Raw genomic sequence first — 17,615 nt, forward strand, 5'->3', positions numbered from 1 at the left:
GTGCTAATATAGGACTCATCAGTGAATGTCTGCTGACATTGTAAGCAGCGGACAGCAACGTGGAGGAATGAACCCAATGACATCGACACAACTTATCCCGGCATCTGACAGCACAGCGCTGACACTGGGTTTCAGTGGCTCGCTCGGTAATCTTGACGCGTACATTTCTGCCGTAAATCGTCTGCCTATGCTGACGCAGGAAGAAGAAATTGACTTAGCGACCCGGCTGCGTGAGCAAAATGATCTCGCCGCTGCACAGCAACTGATTCTGTCTCACCTGCGACTGGTTGTATCGATCGCCCGTGGCTATCTTGGTTATGGCTTACCGCATGCCGATTTGATTCAGGAAGGCAATATCGGCCTGATGAAAGCGGTCAAACGCTTTGATCCGACTCAGGGCGTACGTCTGGTGTCCTATGCAATGCACTGGATCAAAGCAGAAATGCATGAGTACATCCTAAAAAACTGGCGTCTGGTAAAGGTCGCGACCACCAAAGCGCAGCGTAAGCTGTTCTTTAATCTGCGCAGCCACAAAGAAGGTCTGGAAGCGATGTCGCCTAAGCAGATTGATGCGCTGGCAAAATCGCTGGATGTGAAACGCGAAGAAGTCATTGAAATGGAGATGCGTCTGTCCGGTCATGACATCGCACTGGATGCACCGTCTGATGACGAAGATGAAAAATTCGCACCGATTTCCTATCTGAAAACGGAATCCGAAGAACCAACACGTGTCATCGAAACACGTCAGTTCGACCGCCTGCAAAGCGAGGGACTGGAATCCGCCCTGTCAAAACTTGATCCGCGTTCCCGCCACATTATTGAGGCTCGCTGGCTGAGTAATGATGATGGTTCGGGCGCAACTTTGCATGAACTGGCTGATGAGTATGGTGTTTCTGCTGAGCGTATCCGTCAGATCGAAAGTGCGGCATTGAAGAAAATGAAAGGAACACTCAGTCACTTTGCCTGAGATGTTTTAGTAAAACAAAAAAGCCACCGGTCGGTGGCTTTTTTGTTTGGTAATCCGGAAAGTGCTGACTATTTTTCGTTCAGCAGTTTCTGCAAGTCTTGCACGATAGGCTCAGGACCTTGTGCATGGCGCAGAAATAAGCGGATACGGCCCTGTTTATCGAACACGTAACTGCCTGCAGTATGATCCAGCGTATAACTGTCTGCTGTCTTGCCAGGGACTTTCTGATAGAACACTTTCAAGCCTTTAGCCAGCTTATCAATTGCTGCTGCATCACCGTACAAGCCCAGAAAACGCGTATCAAACGCCGGAACATAAGAACTCAGCAAAGCCTGGGTATCACGTGCAGGATCAAGTGTTACGAACAGTACCTGTACCTGGTCGGACTGAGTACCCAGTTTTTGCATTACTGCCGACATTTCCGCCATCGTTGTCGGGCAAACATCCGGGCATTGCGTATAACCAAAAAACATGACCACCAGCTTGCCGCGAAAATCTGCCAGCGTACGGTCTTTTCCGGTGTGGTCTTTCAACTGAAAGTCCGCCGCATAGTCGAGCCCGGTCAGATCTGTATTATTGAATTTCACAGCCGGTGGAGTGCAGGCCGCCAGCAACAAAATTGCCAGCCAGCAGCAGATTTTACGCAAAAATGAAATCATTTCAGATAGTGATCAATCAGTAAGGCTGCAAATAACAGCGACAAATAAATAATCGAATAAGCAAAGGTTTTACGCGCCAGCAGATCGCTATAATCGGTGAACATTTTCCACGCATACCAGAGGAAAATCAGGCCAAGAATCACTGCTGATACCAGATAAAACATACCGCTCATTTTGACTGCAAATGGCAACAGGCTGGTCGCAAACAATGCAATGGTGTACAGCAGAATATGGGTCAGCGTGACGCGCGGGCCATGCGTTACCGGCAACATAGGTAAACCTGAACGAGCGTAGTCATCACGTCTGTACATCGCCAGCGCCCAGAAATGCGGCGGCGTCCAGACGAAAATAATCATCACCAGCAACCATGCTTCCATCGGCACTTCATTCGCCACCGCAGCCCAGCCCAGCGCTGGTGGCATCGCACCGGATAAGCCACCGATGACGATGTTCTGCGGTGTATTCGGTTTCAGCAGAATGGTGTAAATGATGGCGTAACCGACGAAAGTCACAAAAGTCAGCCACATCGTCAACGGGTTCACAAAATTGAATAAAACCCACATGCCCATGCCGCCGATGACACCGGAAAATACTATTGTCTGCAACGGGGTAATCTCACCCTGGGCGGTAGCACGACGCGCTGTTCGCGCCATACGGGCGTCAATTTCACGCTCAATCAGACAGTTGACAGCAAACGCTGCGCCGGCAAGCAGCCAGATACCGATTGTCGCAGCAACCAGTACGCGCCAGTCCGGCAGACCCGGTGTCGATAAAAACATGCCGATGACGGCACAAAATACCGCAAGCTGCGTGACACGCGGCTTTGTCAGCGACCAGTACTGGGCGATGCGGTTGGTGGGAAGAGTCAGGGTTGTCATGTTACTCACTGTACAGCGACACGCTTAGCATGCCAGATACGGTAGTTTACCATGCTCAGCAAAATGACCAGCACAGCAGCCATGCCATTGTGTAAAACAGCCAGCAATAATGGCCAGGATAACAAGACCGTTGATATACCAATGGCAATTTGCAATAACACCGCGACAATCAAACCAGTTGCCAGCCGTTCTGCTCCGGCGATCCGGCGTAACAAAAACGCCGTGCTCAGTATTATCAGTGCTGCCACCCAGGCAAAACTGCGATGAGCCCAGTGAATTGCAACCAGTGCCTGAAACGTCAGATATTCCCCGTGCACGGTTTTACCCAAAGGACGCCACAAACTGAATCCGTGCTGCCAGTCCATCGCAGGAATCCACTGCTCCTGACAGGTCGGAAAATCTGAACAGGCAAGTGCTGCATAATTGCTGCTGGTCCATCCACCGAGTGCGATCTGGGAAAACAAAACGACCAATGCCAGCGGGGCCAACCAGCGCAGTGCGCTGGTTGGAATTTGCCATGGAGCCCAGTAGCGCCGGCTATCGTAAAGTACCCATGACACCGTTAAACCGGCGAGCAGCAGCATACCTAATAACAAGTGAGTACTGACAATGACCGGCTGCAGTTTCAGGGTTACCGTCCATGCACCAAATGCCCCCTGTAGCAGAATCAGCACCAGCATCGCTAGATTCCATGCATAGGAAGTTCCGTTGCGCCTGTAATCCCGCCAAGCCATCCACAATTGCGCAATGACCAGCACACCAAGGCTACCGGCCAGATAGCGGTGAATCATTTCTATCCACGCTTTACTAACTGTTACCGGTCCATGCGGTGCAAGTGCCTCTGCATCACGAATCTCTTCATGTGCCATGAAAGGATTAGATTCCCCGTAGCAGCCGGGCCAGTCCGGGCATCCGAGACCGGAATCGGTCAGACGGGTAAATGCACCGAACATGATCAGCTCGAACGTCAGAGCAACTGTGACCGTCAGCAGTTTGCGTCGCTTATCAGGAACGCGCGAGAAAAAAATGAGCGCCAGCGGAAGACAGGCAACTGCCAGAAAAATCAAACCCAGTTCAACAATCATGCCTAACCTATACCAGAAGCTTTTAATAATTTACTGATGTCTTTTTTTATCTTTACCGTGTCGGAGCCGACTGGATAACGCATCACCAGATTACCCAGCGGATCAAGCAGATACCAGTACATCGCTGGCGCTTTACCCTGTTCAACCGGCAACCATTTATTCAGCGGCGTCGCGTCAGCACGCAAAACATGCATCCCTGTAACAGCCTGCAATTGAGCCACCGGTGGCTGATACTGATCAGTAATCAGCCAGATACGTTCGATCCGGCTTTGCTCTTTGCCCTGCATCAGACGTAACTGCCGGATCTGATACAAAGTCGCCTCACACTGTTGTGTACATGGCGCATCTGTCACCATCAGCATGCGCCATTTACCATTGGTGTCCTGAATCTCGGCAGGAGCACTATTTTCCACACGGGACAGCATCATAGCAGGCATAGGAAAAAGGCGTGGATCGAGCAAAGTCCCGTAATTTGTGCGCCCTTCAGGCTTAATCCAGTAATACGACAGGTAAGACAAAATCACGGGTGCTGCGCAAACAGCGATTACCAGAAAAAGCGTCCATCTTGACCGGCTGGTTGCAGACTTAATAACAGCTTGTTCGTCAGCTGCCTGATTGTTCGTGCTCAATGGTTGGTTCATGAATTCGGATGGTGAAAATTGCAAAAAATATCAATGACAGCAAACTCAGTGCGAGCCATTGCCACGCATAGGCACGGTTACGTTCAGCCCCGCTCGCCGCAGTACTCCATTGCAGCAGCAAGCCATCCTGTGCTTCACTGGTTTGCTGCAGTATCCATGGCAGTACAGGTAATCCACTCGCTTGCCGGAACATACCGGTATCAAGATTCTGTAACAGCGCACCACCTTTGAGTGCCGGCGCATCCCCAAGCTGAAGTACGCGATCTAACTGATGCCGCACGACTCCGCTGACTTTTACCACACCCGAGGGAGTAGGAGGCAGCGTCAAACGCAAGCGATCCTGCGGATCACGCGCTTGCCAGCCGCGCGCGATCAGTACGACGTTTCCCGAATTCTTTAACCGCATCGGCATCAGCACAATGCGGCCTGAAATACCGCCATTTGGCCTGTTGTCCAGATAAACAATCCATTCAGGCAGCCACTCCCCTTCGGCAAATACCGGGGTATACATATCGGGTAGTGTCATACCAAAACTGACTGCGTCAGATGCAGGCTGCAACTGACGAACCTGCATCTGATGTGTCTGTTCTTCCCGGAGATTGGCTTTATTCCATTGCCAGCGAGCCAGCAAGAGGCCGAGCAACAACAAAGTCGCACAAACTAAAGCAGGAAAGAGTCTGAATCGAAAGGAGATACGCATTCGGATATACAATCGGTTTGCCAGTTCAACAATAGCTTACCGGAGTTGGGATGAAAATTCTGATCGCGATTGCGTTTATATGCATTATCGGCAGCCTGGCTTCGGCGCTGCTGTTTATGATGAAAGACAAAGGTCAAACTAACCGTACGGTAGGAGCACTTGCTTTACGTGTCGGATTTTCAATTGTTTTATTTATCTGCATACTGATTGCAGCGAAACTTGGCTGGATACAACCAACAGGACTGCGCTGAATCAGGCACTGCGAGCGGACAGTGCCTGAATTCGTGTCTGACTTACATCCAGTACACAACGATATACAAACCCAGCCAGACCACATCAACAAAGTGCCAGTACCAGGCAGCACCCTCAAAAGCGAAATGCTGCTCAGGCGTAAAGTGGCCTTTCATTACCCGGAACCAGACAACGCCCAGCATGATTGCACCGAGTGTCACATGGAAACCGTGGAAACCAGTCAGCATAAAAAATGTTGATCCGTAAATGCCCGAAGTCAGCTTCAGATTCAGTTCATGATACGCATGAATGTATTCATACGCCTGAAAACCGATAAACACGGCACCGAGTGCAATCGTGGCAAATAACCAAAACGCCGTTTTTCCGCGCTGACCAGCACGCAATGCATGGTGCGAAATCGTCAGTGTCACACCGGACGTCAGCAGTAACGCCGTATTGATCGTCGGAATCGGGAACGGCCCCATGGTTGTGAAAGCATCGACAGTACCTGCGGGTCCTGCATTGCCCCACTGACCTGAAAAATCCGGCCACAGCAATTTGTGATCAATATCAGCAAGCCACGGCATGCTAATGGTGCGCGCGTAAAACAGTGCTCCGAAGAACGCAGCGAAAAACATGACTTCAGAAAAAATAAACCAGCTCATGCTCCAGCGATAAGACACATCAATACGTGCGCTGTACTTACCGGACTCGGATTCCGAAATCGCATCACCGAACCAGTTATACATCACAATAACAGTCAGCACGATACCCGCCATGTTGACATAACTTCCCCACGACAAATGGTTCACCCATGCGGATGCACCAATCATCGTCAGTAGTAACGACACACCGGCAAGCACAGGCCATCGTGATGGTCCCGGAACAAAATAATACGGGGCATTAGAACGTGAAGCACTCATGGTCAGTCTCCCTGATTGCAAATCTTAAAATCGATTTATTATTGCTAGCTCTTATTTCTGTACGACTAAATGAACGATCCAGATCAGCGTCAGCACAAATAATGCCGCAGCAATCAGACCGGCAAGGATGACATGAACAGGATTCAGCTTTGCTGCATCCGATTCATAATCTCCTTTTTTACGTATTCCCAGAAACGACCACAAAACAGCCTTTACCGTCGCACCGAAAGACAGCTTGCGCTGACTTGCCTGCTTCAGATCGCTCATGATTTATCAACTCCCGCCGCCGCTGCGGATTTTGTTTTCCCGCCGATATCAAAAAAGGTATAAGACAGTGTGATGGTCTTCACCTCTTTCGGTATCGCTGGATCAATAAAAAACACTACCGGCATTTGTCTTGCTTCTTTCGGCCCCAGCGTTTGCTGCTGAAAACAAAAGCACTCCATTTTTTTAAAGTACTGTGCAGCCTGCTGCGGTGCGTAACTCGGAATAGCCTGCGCATCCATCTGATAAGGCTGCTGATTAACCACTTCATACACAATCTGGTGCATTTCACCGGGGTGTACTTTCATGGACGACTGTACCGGACGAAAGCGCCAGGGTCCCTGCGTATTTGCGTCAAACTCCACCAGAATTTCCCGGCTGCGGTCGATCTGGGTATTACTCAGCTCTTTTGCTGAAATATCTTTCGGTGTCAGTAAATTGATACCGGTCACCTCGCAAATAGCGCGGTATACCGGAACCAGTGCATAACCGAAACCAAACATGAGCACTGCTATGATGAGAAGTTTTCCCATCATCGTTCTGTTCAGCTTTTGCAATAAGTTTTTTTCAGATGCATCCGACATAGATACTCAGCGCAAAAATTGCTTGATCACTACCCCTGCAAAAAAGATCAGTACCAGTACGCCCAGCATCATCGCCGTACGCTGGTTTTTTTTCTGTAACACTTTCGTATCCATCATGCACTCCCGCTGAAACCGGCCCCGCAGGGCCGGACATGAATTTAACGGAACTCAGGTGGTTCTTCGAAGGTATGGAATGGAGCAGGACTCGGAACTGTCCACTCCAGACCTTCTGCACCGTCCCAGGGTTTTGCAGGAGCAGGCTGACCGCCGCGAATCGCTGGGAAAACGACAAACAACAGGAAATACACCTGCATCAGACCGAAGCCGAATGCACCGACTGTTGCCACCATATTCCAGTCAGTAAACTGGGCAGGATAATCAGCATAACGACGCGGCATACCTGCAAGCCCCAGGAAATGCATAGGGAAGAAAGTGATGTTGAAGGTAATCAGCGAACCCCAGAAGTGCACTTTTCCGCGGAATTCGTTGTACATAAAGCCCGTCCATTTTGGTCCCCAGTAATAGAAACCGGCAAACAAGCTGAACAGCGAACCTGCCACCAGCACATAGTGGAAATGGGCAACGACGTAATACGTATCCTGCAACTGAATATCAATCGGTGTTACCGCGAGAATCAGTCCGGTAAATCCGCCCATAGTAAACACAAAGATAAATCCGACAGCGAACAACATCGGGGTTTCAAAGGTCATCGATCCCTTCCACATCGTAGCGACCCAGTTAAACACTTTAACGCCGGTCGGTACCGAGATCAGCATGGTGGCATACATGAAGAACAACTGTGCGGTTACCGGCATACCGGTGGTGAACATATGATGCGCCCACACGATGAAAGACAGAATCGCAATCGATGCCGTTGCATACACCATCGATGCATAACCAAACAAAGGCTTGCGGGCGAAGGCGGGAACGATTTGAGAAATGATTCCGAACGCCGGTAAAATCATAATATACACTTCAGGATGTCCGAAGAACCAGAAGATATGCTGATACATTACCGGATCACCGCCACCCGCCGCATTGAAGAACGAAGTACCGAAATGGCGGTCAGTCAGTGTCATCGTAATCGCACCGGCCAGTACCGGCATCACTGCAATCAGCAGATATGCCGTGATCAGCCATGTCCAGCAGAACATCGGCATTTTCATCAGCGTCATGCCCGGAGCACGCATGTTCAGGATGGTGGTGATGATGTTGATCGACCCCATAATCGAAGAAGCACCCATGATATGCACAGCAAAAATTGCCATATCCATACCCGGGCCCATTTGGGTCGACAGCGGCGCGTACAGGGTCCATCCTGCCGCAGTTGCACCACCAGGAACGAAGAAAGAGGACACCAGCAAAATCGCAGCAGGTGGCATCAGCCAGAATGAAAAGTTATTCATCCGTGCGAACGCCATATCGGATGCACCGATTTGCAATGGAATCATCCAGTTCGCAAAACCGACAAAGGCCGGCATGATCGCGCCGAACACCATAATCAGACCATGCATTGTGGTCAGCTGATTGAATAACTCCGGCTGAACCACCTGCAAACCTGGCTGAAATAATTCAGCACGGATCAGCAAGGCCAGTACACCGCCGGACAACAGCATGGTGAATGAAAACCATAAATACAAAGAACCAATATCTTTGTGGTTGGTAGCAAACAGCCAGCGACGCCAGCCGTGCGGGTGGTCATGCGCGTGGTCATGCGCATGATCGTGGGAGTGCGGTACAGTCGTGGAACTCATCGTGTCTCTCCGGCGTATCTGAATTATTTACGTGCAGCCAGCACTTCTGCAGGCTGAACCAGATTCTCTGCAGCTTTGTTCGACCAGCTGTTACGCGTATACGTAATCACTGCAGCAATCTCTGTATCTGACAACGTTGACTTCCATGCCGGCATCGCATTCTTACCATTCAGCAGAATGCCGATCTGGGCAGCTTTCGGACCAGTAACCACAGCGGAAGCATCGAGTGCCGGAAACGCGCCGGGGATACCTTTACCTGTTGCCTGATGGCAAGCCACGCAATTTGCTGCATAGACTTTTTCACCGCGTTGTTTCAGCTCATCCAGCGTCCATACTTTGGCAGGATCATCCGCTTTAGCAGCCATTTCTTTTTTCTTTGCCGCAACCCAGTTTTTGTATTCCTCTTCAGTGACCACATTCACAACAATCGGCATGAATGCGTGTTCTTTACCGCACAGCTCAACGCACTGACCACGATACACACCGGTCTTTTCTGCTTTGAACCATGTGTCACGCACATAACCCGGAATCGCATCCTGTTTCACGCCGAATGCCGGAATCGTCCAAGAGTGAATCACGTCGTTCGCGGTGGTAATCAGACGTACTTTTTTATTGACCGGAACAACGACCGGATTATCAACTTCGAGCAGGTAATTATCAGTACGGGCTTCCGTTGGCTGCACACCGGGAGCACCGATCTGAGTGCGTGGTGTCGCCAGCGTGGACAGGAAGGAAATCCCCTCACCCTCGCCTTTCAGGTAGTCATAACCCCATTTCCATTGCATCCCTGTGACTTTGATCGTCAGGTCAGAACTGGAAGTATCTTTCATAGCGACGACGGTTTTCGTCGCGGGCAATGCCATCAGAATGACGATGATGAACGGTACAACTGTCCAGGCAATTTCCACTGCTGTGGACTCATGGAAGGTTGCCGCTTTGTGTCCGGCAGATTTGCGGTGAACGATGATGGAATAGAACATCACACCAAAAACGATCACAAAGATCGTCAGGCAGATACCCAGCATCAGATTGTGCAGAGAGTAAATATCCTCTGCGATTTTTGTTACCGGAGCCTGCAAATTGAGCTGACGTACCGCTGGACCGCCCTGACTGTCTCCGGTCGCCAAGGCAGGCAGGCTGGTCGCAAACACAGCAGCGCCCAGCAAGAACGACTGACATCGTTTTGCACTGATCATGATTTCCCCAAAACCCTGTTTAGTTTTTTATGAAACGTTCACCAGAACGCGAAAAACCATGAATCCAAACTGCGTGCTGGCAACTTGAACAACGCCATCAGTATAGGAGGCAAATAAAATTCAGAGCAAGCAAAAACGGAAACTGTCGATATTGCGCTGACGCAAATGTGACACTGATGCAGATCAGAAACAATCCGCTTTTTGAAATTTGTTGCACTGCAATTTCCAGTGCAACATGCCTTATCAGAAAATAAACAGGCGGATATTTTGCAGCGCATCATGGCGGGCGTACCGTACACCAGCCAGCCTGCAAAACCGGGACAGATAGTCAGCGCTGGCGACGAGGCAAATCAAAACGGATAATCGCTTCACCGGATTCCGTTTTGGCTGGCACGGGTTTAAACGCATGACCGTACACAACTTCAATTGTCAGATGTAGGCGCCCGTCAGGCTGACGCTGCTTCTCCAGCGCCTCAAGCAAGCGCTGATAACGACTGCGGCCAGTGAGGCCACGCAAACGGTTCTCCAGCGGATTACCACCGAGCGCCCGTACGTCCTCCAGTAAAGCTTGCGGATGCTCATAGGTCAAGGTCAGTTTTTCCATATCCATCACCGGTGTGGAAAAACCGTTTTCGATCAGCATATCGCCGAAGTCATGCATATCAACAAACTGAAGGGTATGCGGAAACGGATCTGCTTCCGCAAATGCAGCGCGCACTTCTGTCAGCGTATCCGGCCCGAAACAGGAAAACATCAGCAAACCTTCAGTCCGTAATACGCGACGCCATTCTGCAAACAGGGCATGTGGCTGTGGATGCCAGTGTAATGCCAGATTCGACCAGATCAGATCCACGCTGCGCGGTGCCAGCGGCAGGTCAGCAAAATCACCGCTGATTAACGCAGGTGCCGGTTCCGCACGCAATGCGGCAGGCGTCAGCCGGGACAGAAATCGTCCCAGTACCTGACGTGCACTGCCGCGCGCCTGCTCGCCGGAACGCAACATGGCCGGACTCGCATCCAGACCGATGACCAGCGCTTCCGGATAGCTGCGCTGCAACTCAGGCAAATCGGCACCTGCACCACAGCCGGCATCCAGTACACAAGCCGGCTGAATTTTGACCAGCTCCAGTTTTTCGCGCATCCGTCCGGCAATTTCACGGCGCAGAAAATCGGTACCGGCACTGCGTTGCGGATCAGAAAAAAGCTGGCGAACCTGTTGCAAATCAATCGGGGAACTCAACATAACAAATCAATCATGAAAAAACTGCGCTAACCTGAAAAAGATCAGCCGGACGGCAGGCAGTTTACACGCTGTCTGCTAACTGTGCTGAACTTCCCCCTGAACACATTGCAGGCAATACACGTCCGCCATGAAAAACCCAGCCGCTTCTGAACTGCAGGGATTACGCTTGCGGATTCAACACCACGGACAAAATTTCCTGTCAAAAGTCCGGCATGAACTTGCCCGCGCGATACCCGGTGCCTGCCTGCTATGTCAGCAGGATAGTACGGGGCCGGTGTGTGACAAGTGCAGACAACAAACCGTAGTGCGGAAAATACATCGCTGCCCGCGCTGTGCAGTTGCCATGTCAGCACCTGCAGCGGTCTGCGGACAATGCCTGCGGCATCCGCCGGCATTTGATCTGAGCTTTGTCGGATTCTGTTACCGGCCACCGGCAGATCAGTTGATACTGGCACTGAAATTCGGGCACCGCACTGCATTGGCAAGCTGGCTGGGACAGCAATTATTCGACGCGATACCAGACCGGTACTGGCAGGATGATGCCCCGGACTGCCTGATCCCGGTCCCGTTAAGCAGGCAGCGCTTGCAGGAGCGCGGTTTCAATCAGGCACTGGAGATCGCACGAATACTGAGCCGTTTATCCGGCGTGCCGGTTTGGCCCGATGCGACTGAACGTTTGCGGGATACACAACCGCAAGCCAGTCTGCCATTGTCTGAACGTAAGCGTAACCTGCACCAGGCCTTCGGATGGCGCGCTGAACAAGGCGTTCTGCCAGCCGGAAGACATATTGCGCTGGTCGATGACGTCATGACTTCTGGCATGACTCTGCATGAAATCGCTACAATGCTGAAGTTAAACGGTGCAAGGCGCGTCAGTGTTTTACTGGCAGCGCGCACACCATCCCCCGGCGATGCGTTGTAAGCGGCGCTTTTGCCTGCAGAATCTGAAGGAGAATTATGTTTCACGTCGTTCTGGTCGAACCGGAAATCCCGCCGAACACCGGCAACATCATCCGTTTGTGCGCGAATACAGGTGCGCAACTGCATCTGATAGAACCTCTCGGTTTCCCGCTGGATGATGCCAAAATGCGACGCGCGGGTCTGGATTACCACGACTATGCCACCATGAAAGTTCACAGCAACTGGCAAGCGTTTCTGGACAGCGAAAAACCGGCGGCTGACCGCATGTTTGCGATGACGACACACGGCTCTTCACCGTTTGCGCAACAAACATTTCAGTCCGGCGATTATTTTATATTTGGTTCTGAAACCCGCGGACTGGCACCGGAATTGCGCAATTCCTTCCCTGAAAAACAACGTATCCGTCTTCCGATGCGGGAAGGCAACCGCAGCCTGAATTTATCGAATACAGTCGCGGTTGTGGTGTATGAGGCATGGCGGCAAAACGGCTATGCCGGTGGCGCCTGATAACCTTCCTGAATCCCTTCCCCGGAGTCTGACCTTGAATATCAGCGGCATCTGGATCTGGCATCAAGCACAGCAACAGTTCACGCTGTCACCGGGCTGCGCGCGCTGGCTGCAAATACCGCCGGACCAGCCCTGCACACCGGTGCAATTGCAGTCGGTGCTTGGTGATGACATTGTCCGTCAGTGGACGATGCTGATACACGATGCCGCACACGAAGGTTTTGATACCACACTGATTCCTTCCGGCAGCAGCTTGCAGGGGCAACTGCGTCTGATTGGTGGCTGTCTGCAACAGGGACAAATATACGGCAGCATGGAATGGCTGGGTGCGCCTTCTGCTGAACGCTGCTTCTCAGACCATCTGCCGCTGGGCATGATTGAACTGGATGGGAAAACCATCTTTCATCTGAATCAGACCCTGCGCGGCTGGCTGCAGTTGCGCGATGTTCCGCCATTGCCGCAACGCTGGGAAGCCGTGTTTCCGCCAGCACTGCTGCGTGAACTGGGACCACTGATGCAGGCGGTTGCTGCCGGCAGCCGCGAACAAAGACTGACCTGGAAAGAACGCACTCTGCAACTGGAAGCCGCTGCCGATCTGACGGCGGATGGTCACCGGCTGATGATTGTGCACGACATCAGTCGCTATCAGGCGGCAGTACAGGCAATGCAGCATACCGAAGAACGCTGGCGGCGTGCGCTTGAAGTATCCGGTGATGGCGTATGGGACTGGTATCCGCAAGCCGGTGTCGAATATTTATCTGACCGTCTGCTGGCAATTTACGGTTATGACCGTGCAGATCTGGAAAACGATCCGGAAGAACTGGACCGCCGTACGCACCCGGATGATCTGGCGGAAATGCGCGCAGCCCGCGAGACGCATTTTTCCGGCCAGACGCCGATGTACATCAACGAACACCGGGTACAGAGTAAAGACGGCAGCTGGAAATGGGTACTGACACGCGGCATGGTGCTGGAGCGCGATGCTGAAGGCAAACCGCTGCGCGTGGTCGGTACACATACTGATATCTCTGAGCGTAAACATGCTGAAGTTGCGCTGCGTGAAGGCGAAGAGCGCTTACGGATGGCCTTATCCGCCACACATCAGGGTACCTACGATCTGGATTTACGCTATGGCAGCGCTGTCGTCAGTGCGGAATACGCGCAAATGCTGGGTTACGCACATCAGGATTTTGTAGAGAATCGTGAGAACTGGATTGCGAGGCTGCATCCGGGCGATTTCCGTAATTCCGAACGGGCTTTCCGTCATTATGTGAGCGGCAAAGCACCGGAATACCGTGCCGAATTCCGCCAGCGCCACGCAGAGGGGCACTGGGTCTGGATTATGTCGGTAGGTGCGGTGGTGGAATGGGGTGCGGATCAGCAACCTGTACGCATGCTGGGTACGGTCACCGATATTACCGAACGCAAACAGGCGGAAGCCCTGATCTGGCAACAGGCACATTTCGATACGCTGACATCTTTGCCAAACCGGCGCATGCTGTATGACCAGCTGGAAAAAATGCTGGCGCACCGCAAGCAGCGCCGCAACCGGTTTGCCGTGCTGTTCATTGATCTGGATTACTTTAAAGAAGTGAACGATACGCTCGGCCACGCCGCCGGTGACCGCTTATTGCAGGAAGCCGCAGCGCGGCTCGCGGCATGCGTCAGCCGTAAAGATATGGTGGCGCGTCTTGGCGGTGATGAATTCATGGTGATACTGCGTAGTCTGGCTGACCCGCAACGCACCCAACAGATTGCGGCCGCCATGATTTCCAGCATGAGCGCACCTTTCCACATCGGCGGTGAGACGATTTATTTATCTGCCAGTATCGGCATCACGCGCTTTCCGGAGGATGCGCAAACCGTCAATGATCTGATCAAACAGGCAGATCAGGCGATGTATGCGGCCAAGTCCAGCGGACGCAACCGTTACAGCTTTTTCACGCCCAGCCTGCAGACTGCTGCGCTGGCCCGCATGCGTCTGAGTAATGATTTGCGCTACGCACTGCAGGAGCAGCAACTGCATGTGGTGTATCAGCCGATTGTGGCGTTACAAACCGGTAAAGCCGTGAAGGCCGAAGCGCTGATACGCTGGCAGCATCCGCAGAAAGGCTGGATCAGTCCGCTGGAATTTATTCCGCTGGCAGAAAGCAGTGGTCAGATTACGGCCATCGGTGATTTTGTATTCGATCAGGCGCTGCAGCAAGTCGCGCAGTGGCGGCAAACGCTGGACCCGGAATTTCAGATCAGCATCAATCAGTCGCCGGTGGAATTTCAGTCTGATCCGGCCCGTTATCAGCGCTGGCTGGAAGCGATGGAGGCACAGCAATTACCGGGACAGGCAATCACGATTGAAATCACTGAAGGTTTGTTGCTGGATGCCAGTGAAAAAGTGGTACAGCGTTTGCTGGAGTTCAGCGCGGCCGGTGTGCAGGTGGCGATTGATGATTTCGGAACCGGCTATTCATCGCTGTCTTATCTGAAAAAATTTGATATTGATTTCCTCAAAATCGATCAGTCTTTTGTACGTAATTTGCGACGCGATAACAGCGATCATGCGCTGTGTGAAGCGATTATTATGATGGCGCACAAACTGGGGCTGAATGTGATTGCGGAAGGGGTCGAAACCCCTGAGCAGGCGGATTTGCTGCGTGAGGCGGGTTGTGATTTTGCGCAGGGCTACCTGTACGGTAAGCCCTCGGCGGCAGCAGATTTTCTCAGTCTGCCTTGCTGTGCATGCGTACCTTAGCCAGAATGCGGGTGGTGGAGCGGTCGTGTTCAAACGCGATCGCTGCAACTTGTCCGCCGTAGGCCAGCACCGCCTGCCCTTCCGGGATCGCATCCATCTGATAATCGCCGCCTTTCACATACACATCGGGCTTTGCCTGCAGTACAGCTTCCAGCGCCGTATCTTCTTCAAACGGCACTACCAGACTGACCGATTCCAGCGCCGCCAGCACTGCTAAACGGTCCTCACAGGTGTTGACCGGACGGTCATCACCTTTACCCAGACGACGCACCGAGGCATCGGTATTTACCGCGACCACCAGTGATGCGCCCAGACGGCGCGCTTCATCCAGATACGTGACGTGTCCGCGGTGCAGCAGATCAAACACACCATTGGTCATCACCACCGGACGCGGCAGCGCGGCAACGCGTTCTGCCAGACTGGCGCGGTCACTGATTTTTTGTTCGAAACTGGCCATACTGCCCTCATCCATTGCAGGTCAAAAGAGGCGCGTATTGTACACCCTGCCCCGCCGCCCACAGCAGCCGCAGCGCCGGGCACAGCTGGTCAGGTGTTCACGTGCCGCGACAGGCCGGAAATGGCTGAAAATCGCCTCAAATGCGGACTCCGGCACAAAAAAATCACGTTTTTTACGGACGTCCGCATCAACACTGGCGCTCCGGCCTGCCTGTTTTTCGCCAAATGACGAATATTGCACAACGACATGTTCAGTGCAGCATGAAATTTCCTGTTCTTTGATGCCGGTCTGAGGCAGACTGCCGGAAGTTCATCTCGTCTGCCGGACTGCGGAGAACCGCAGGCCGCCCCTTTCCACCGGTTTAAGGAGACCGTCATGCATCTGAATGCTTATCTGAGTTTTTCCGGCAATTGCGAAGCCGCTTTCGCATTTTATGTGAAGCACCTGGGTGGTGAAATCATGGAGCAGCACCGCTATGCGGGCTCACCAATGGAAGCGCAGTGTCCGCCGGGCTGGGGCGACAAAATCATGCATATGCGCGCACGTGTCGGCGACATGTTGCTGATGGGATCGGACGCCGGTGGTGAATGTGCGCCCGAAAAACTGGCAGGTTTTTCGCTGAGTATCAATACTTCTGATCCGGCTGAAGCCGAACGCATTTTCGCGGCGATGTCAGAAAATGCGGTGATTGGTATGCCGCTGGCAGAAACTTTCTGGGCCAGACGTTTCGGCATGCTGACCGATCAGTTCGGCGTACCGTGGATGGTGAACTGCGAATAAGCAGAATCCTGAAAAACAAAACAGTGCAAGCCCCTGTAAGGGCTTGCACTGCTTTGTGTTGTTCTGCTTGGATACCTGCGATCAGCACGCAGGCCGCTGTGATTCTTCCTGAATTCCGATGGTTATGCCAGCGCTTATTCAGACTGTTCCTCCGGTGCCATCACGGCTTCACGAATCGCATCGACGCTCAGACTCGGCGCAAAGGCGCGGATGAAATCCAGAATGTAAGTACGCAGATACGTGCCGCGACGTACCGCCAGCCGCGTCACATTCGGCGTGAACAAATGCTTGCCGTACAGCGTGCGCAAACCAAAGCTGCGACCGGATTCCGCTGCCATCGAAGCGATAATACCCACCCCCAGACCCAGCGATACATACTGCTGAATCACGTCCGAATCCATCGCGGTCAGCACGATATCGGGACGCAGACCAGCATGAGAAAACGCGGCATCGATATGACTACGACCGGTAAAACCCTGATCGTAAGTAATCAGCGGATAACGGGCCAGTTCTTCCAGCGTCAGCACATGCTGATTCAGCAGCGGATGATCTTCCGGCACCACAATCATATGGTTCCATTCATAGCAGGCAAATGACACCAGATCCTTAAACTGCGATAAGCCTTCGGTCGCGATGCCGATGTCTGCTTTGCCCGACAACACCCATTCCGCAATATGTTCCGGCGAACTCTGCTGCAGAGCGATGCGCACGTCCGGATAGCTGCCACGGAATTGCTGCACCACCTCCGGCAACACATAACGCGCCTGCGTATGGGTGGTGGCAATCGACAAAGTGCCGCGTGTCTGATCCGAGAATTCATCACCGGCGCGTTGCAGGTTTTCTGCTTCCACCAGCAAACGCTCGATGATAGGCAGGATAGATTTACCCGGTTCAGTCAGACCGGTCAGACGCTTACCGTTGCGCTCAAAAATATCGACGCCCAGTTCTTCTTCGAGCTCACGAATCTGGCGACTGACACCGGGTTGCGAAGTGAACAGCACATTCGCCACTTCGGTCAGATTAAAACCACGGCGCGAAGTTTCGCGCACGGAACGTAACTGTTGAAAATTCATACG

General features: G+C 52.4%; 19 protein-coding genes. 6 read left to right on the plus strand and 13 right to left on the minus strand.

The genetic code is table 11. The annotated features are described in order from the left end of the window. Nucleotides 1–76 precede the first annotated feature (76 nt). Complete coding sequence (rpoH, locus tag KDM89_RS08275; protein ID WP_373295323.1) at nucleotides 77–967, plus strand: RNA polymerase sigma factor RpoH; 891 nt, start codon at nucleotides 77–79, stop codon at nucleotides 965–967. A 68-nt stretch (nucleotides 968–1,035) separates the two neighbouring features. On the opposite strand, the gene KDM89_RS08280 is transcribed toward rpoH, so the two are convergent. The 5 genes from KDM89_RS08280 to KDM89_RS08300 all read right to left on the minus strand — a co-directional run bounded on the left by KDM89_RS08280 (nucleotide 1,036) and on the right by KDM89_RS08300 (nucleotide 4,879). Next, nucleotides 1,036–1,605: an SCO family protein gene (locus KDM89_RS08280; RefSeq protein WP_329604644.1), complete on the minus strand. Its 570-nt coding sequence runs from the start codon at nucleotides 1,603–1,605 to the stop codon at nucleotides 1,036–1,038. Between the two features lie 17 nt (nucleotides 1,606–1,622). Next, entirely contained in the window at nucleotides 1,623–2,504 is an 882-nt protein-coding gene (cyoE, locus tag KDM89_RS08285; protein WP_212687481.1) for a heme o synthase, read from the minus strand. A gap of 5 nt (nucleotides 2,505–2,509) precedes the next feature. Continuing rightward, nucleotides 2,510–3,589 (minus strand): COX15/CtaA family protein, encoded by a 1,080-nt coding sequence (locus KDM89_RS08290; RefSeq protein ID WP_212687482.1) that lies wholly within the window; start codon nucleotides 3,587–3,589, stop codon nucleotides 2,510–2,512. Between the two features lie 2 nt (nucleotides 3,590–3,591). Further along, complete coding sequence (locus KDM89_RS08295; RefSeq protein WP_329604637.1) at nucleotides 3,592–4,113, minus strand: cytochrome C oxidase subunit I; 522 nt, start codon at nucleotides 4,111–4,113, stop codon at nucleotides 3,592–3,594. 79 nt (nucleotides 4,114–4,192) lie between these two features. Further along, nucleotides 4,193–4,879 (minus strand): SURF1 family protein, encoded by a 687-nt coding sequence (locus KDM89_RS08300; protein WP_212687483.1) that lies wholly within the window; start codon nucleotides 4,877–4,879, stop codon nucleotides 4,193–4,195. Between the two features lie 101 nt (nucleotides 4,880–4,980). On the opposite strand from KDM89_RS08300, the gene KDM89_RS08305 reads away from it, so the two are divergent. Next, entirely contained in the window at nucleotides 4,981–5,181 is a 201-nt protein-coding gene (locus KDM89_RS08305; RefSeq protein WP_212687484.1) for a twin transmembrane helix small protein, read from the plus strand. A 42-nt stretch (nucleotides 5,182–5,223) separates the two neighbouring features. On the opposite strand, the gene KDM89_RS08310 is transcribed toward KDM89_RS08305, so the two are convergent. The 6 genes from KDM89_RS08310 to KDM89_RS08335 all read right to left on the minus strand — a co-directional run bounded on the left by KDM89_RS08310 (nucleotide 5,224) and on the right by KDM89_RS08335 (nucleotide 11,125). Next, nucleotides 5,224–6,084, minus strand: coding sequence for a cytochrome c oxidase subunit 3 (locus tag KDM89_RS08310; RefSeq protein ID WP_212687485.1), 861 nt, complete (start codon nucleotides 6,082–6,084; stop codon nucleotides 5,224–5,226). A gap of 51 nt (nucleotides 6,085–6,135) precedes the next feature. Then, complete coding sequence (locus KDM89_RS08315; RefSeq protein ID WP_212687486.1) at nucleotides 6,136–6,351, minus strand: DUF2970 domain-containing protein; 216 nt, start codon at nucleotides 6,349–6,351, stop codon at nucleotides 6,136–6,138. Next, nucleotides 6,348–6,932: a cytochrome c oxidase assembly protein gene (locus tag KDM89_RS08320; RefSeq protein ID WP_212687487.1), complete on the minus strand. Its 585-nt coding sequence runs from the start codon at nucleotides 6,930–6,932 to the stop codon at nucleotides 6,348–6,350. The genes KDM89_RS08315 and KDM89_RS08320 overlap by 4 nt, the downstream gene beginning before the upstream one ends. 158 nt (nucleotides 6,933–7,090) lie before the next feature. Continuing rightward, nucleotides 7,091–8,686 (minus strand): cytochrome c oxidase subunit I, encoded by a 1,596-nt coding sequence (gene ctaD / locus KDM89_RS08325; RefSeq protein WP_212687488.1) that lies wholly within the window; start codon nucleotides 8,684–8,686, stop codon nucleotides 7,091–7,093. A 23-nt stretch (nucleotides 8,687–8,709) separates the two neighbouring features. Continuing rightward, nucleotides 8,710–9,882: a cytochrome c oxidase subunit II gene (gene coxB / locus KDM89_RS08330; RefSeq protein WP_212687489.1), complete on the minus strand. Its 1,173-nt coding sequence runs from the start codon at nucleotides 9,880–9,882 to the stop codon at nucleotides 8,710–8,712. A gap of 328 nt (nucleotides 9,883–10,210) precedes the next feature. Then, the gene (locus tag KDM89_RS08335; RefSeq protein WP_212687490.1) at nucleotides 10,211–11,125 is read right to left on the minus strand and encodes a methyltransferase domain-containing protein; all 915 of its coding nucleotides are present in this window, start codon (nucleotides 11,123–11,125) and stop codon (nucleotides 10,211–10,213) included. Between the two features lie 343 nt (nucleotides 11,126–11,468). Between KDM89_RS08335 and KDM89_RS08340 the strand changes: the two genes are divergently transcribed. Genes KDM89_RS08340 through KDM89_RS08350 form a run of 3 tightly spaced genes read left to right on the plus strand, consistent with a single transcriptional unit; the run spans nucleotide 11,469 to nucleotide 15,302 of the window. Then, nucleotides 11,469–12,047, plus strand: a complete 579-nt coding sequence (locus KDM89_RS08340) for a ComF family protein (RefSeq protein ID WP_212687491.1) — start codon at nucleotides 11,469–11,471, stop codon at nucleotides 12,045–12,047. 35 nt (nucleotides 12,048–12,082) lie between these two features. Continuing rightward, the gene (gene trmL / locus KDM89_RS08345) at nucleotides 12,083–12,553 is read left to right on the plus strand and encodes a tRNA (uridine(34)/cytosine(34)/5-carboxymethylaminomethyluridine(34)-2'-O)-methyltransferase TrmL (RefSeq protein ID WP_212687492.1); all 471 of its coding nucleotides are present in this window, start codon (nucleotides 12,083–12,085) and stop codon (nucleotides 12,551–12,553) included. A 34-nt stretch (nucleotides 12,554–12,587) separates the two neighbouring features. Continuing rightward, nucleotides 12,588–15,302 (plus strand): putative bifunctional diguanylate cyclase/phosphodiesterase, encoded by a 2,715-nt coding sequence (locus KDM89_RS08350; protein ID WP_212687493.1) that lies wholly within the window; start codon nucleotides 12,588–12,590, stop codon nucleotides 15,300–15,302. Here the strand turns inward: KDM89_RS08350 and rfaE2 are convergent. Further along, a complete protein-coding gene (rfaE2, locus tag KDM89_RS08355) occupies nucleotides 15,271–15,759 on the minus strand; it encodes a D-glycero-beta-D-manno-heptose 1-phosphate adenylyltransferase (protein ID WP_212687494.1) in 489 nt (162 codons plus the stop codon). The genes KDM89_RS08350 and rfaE2 overlap by 32 nt on opposite strands. A gap of 375 nt (nucleotides 15,760–16,134) precedes the next feature. On the opposite strand from rfaE2, the gene KDM89_RS08360 reads away from it, so the two are divergent. Further along, a complete protein-coding gene (locus KDM89_RS08360; protein WP_212687495.1) occupies nucleotides 16,135–16,539 on the plus strand; it encodes a VOC family protein in 405 nt (134 codons plus the stop codon). A 134-nt stretch (nucleotides 16,540–16,673) separates the two neighbouring features. Here the strand turns inward: KDM89_RS08360 and KDM89_RS08365 are convergent, their stop codons facing one another. Continuing rightward, complete coding sequence (locus KDM89_RS08365; RefSeq protein WP_212687496.1) at nucleotides 16,674–17,612, minus strand: CysB family HTH-type transcriptional regulator; 939 nt, start codon at nucleotides 17,610–17,612, stop codon at nucleotides 16,674–16,676. Between the last annotated feature and the right edge of the window lie 3 nt (nucleotides 17,613–17,615).

This window comes from Cognatundibacterium luofuense, assembly GCF_018139685.1.
GTDB classification, from domain to species: domain Bacteria; phylum Pseudomonadota; class Gammaproteobacteria; order Burkholderiales; family Burkholderiaceae_D; genus Undibacterium; species Undibacterium luofuense.

Coding starts and splice junctions, on each gene's coding strand:
- rpoH (WP_373295323.1), top strand. CDS start 77: ATGACATCGACACAACTTATCCCGGCATCTGACAGCACAGCGCTGACA.
- cyoE (WP_212687481.1), bottom strand. CDS start 2,504: ATGACAACCCTGACTCTTCCCACCAACCGCATCGCCCAGTACTGGTCG.
- KDM89_RS08290 (WP_212687482.1), bottom strand. CDS start 3,589: ATGATTGTTGAACTGGGTTTGATTTTTCTGGCAGTTGCCTGTCTTCCG.
- KDM89_RS08305 (WP_212687484.1), top strand. CDS start 4,981: ATGAAAATTCTGATCGCGATTGCGTTTATATGCATTATCGGCAGCCTG.
- KDM89_RS08310 (WP_212687485.1), bottom strand. CDS start 6,084: ATGAGTGCTTCACGTTCTAATGCCCCGTATTATTTTGTTCCGGGACCA.
- KDM89_RS08315 (WP_212687486.1), bottom strand. CDS start 6,351: ATGAGCGATCTGAAGCAGGCAAGTCAGCGCAAGCTGTCTTTCGGTGCG.
- KDM89_RS08320 (WP_212687487.1), bottom strand. CDS start 6,932: ATGTCGGATGCATCTGAAAAAAACTTATTGCAAAAGCTGAACAGAACG.
- ctaD (WP_212687488.1), bottom strand. CDS start 8,686: ATGAGTTCCACGACTGTACCGCACTCCCACGATCATGCGCATGACCAC.
- coxB (WP_212687489.1), bottom strand. CDS start 9,882: ATGATCAGTGCAAAACGATGTCAGTCGTTCTTGCTGGGCGCTGCTGTG.
- KDM89_RS08335 (WP_212687490.1), bottom strand. CDS start 11,125: ATGTTGAGTTCCCCGATTGATTTGCAACAGGTTCGCCAGCTTTTTTCT.
- KDM89_RS08340 (WP_212687491.1), top strand. CDS start 11,469: ATGTCAGCACCTGCAGCGGTCTGCGGACAATGCCTGCGGCATCCGCCG.
- trmL (WP_212687492.1), top strand. CDS start 12,083: ATGTTTCACGTCGTTCTGGTCGAACCGGAAATCCCGCCGAACACCGGC.
- rfaE2 (WP_212687494.1), bottom strand. CDS start 15,759: ATGGCCAGTTTCGAACAAAAAATCAGTGACCGCGCCAGTCTGGCAGAA.
- KDM89_RS08360 (WP_212687495.1), top strand. CDS start 16,135: ATGCATCTGAATGCTTATCTGAGTTTTTCCGGCAATTGCGAAGCCGCT.
- KDM89_RS08365 (WP_212687496.1), bottom strand. CDS start 17,612: ATGAATTTTCAACAGTTACGTTCCGTGCGCGAAACTTCGCGCCGTGGT.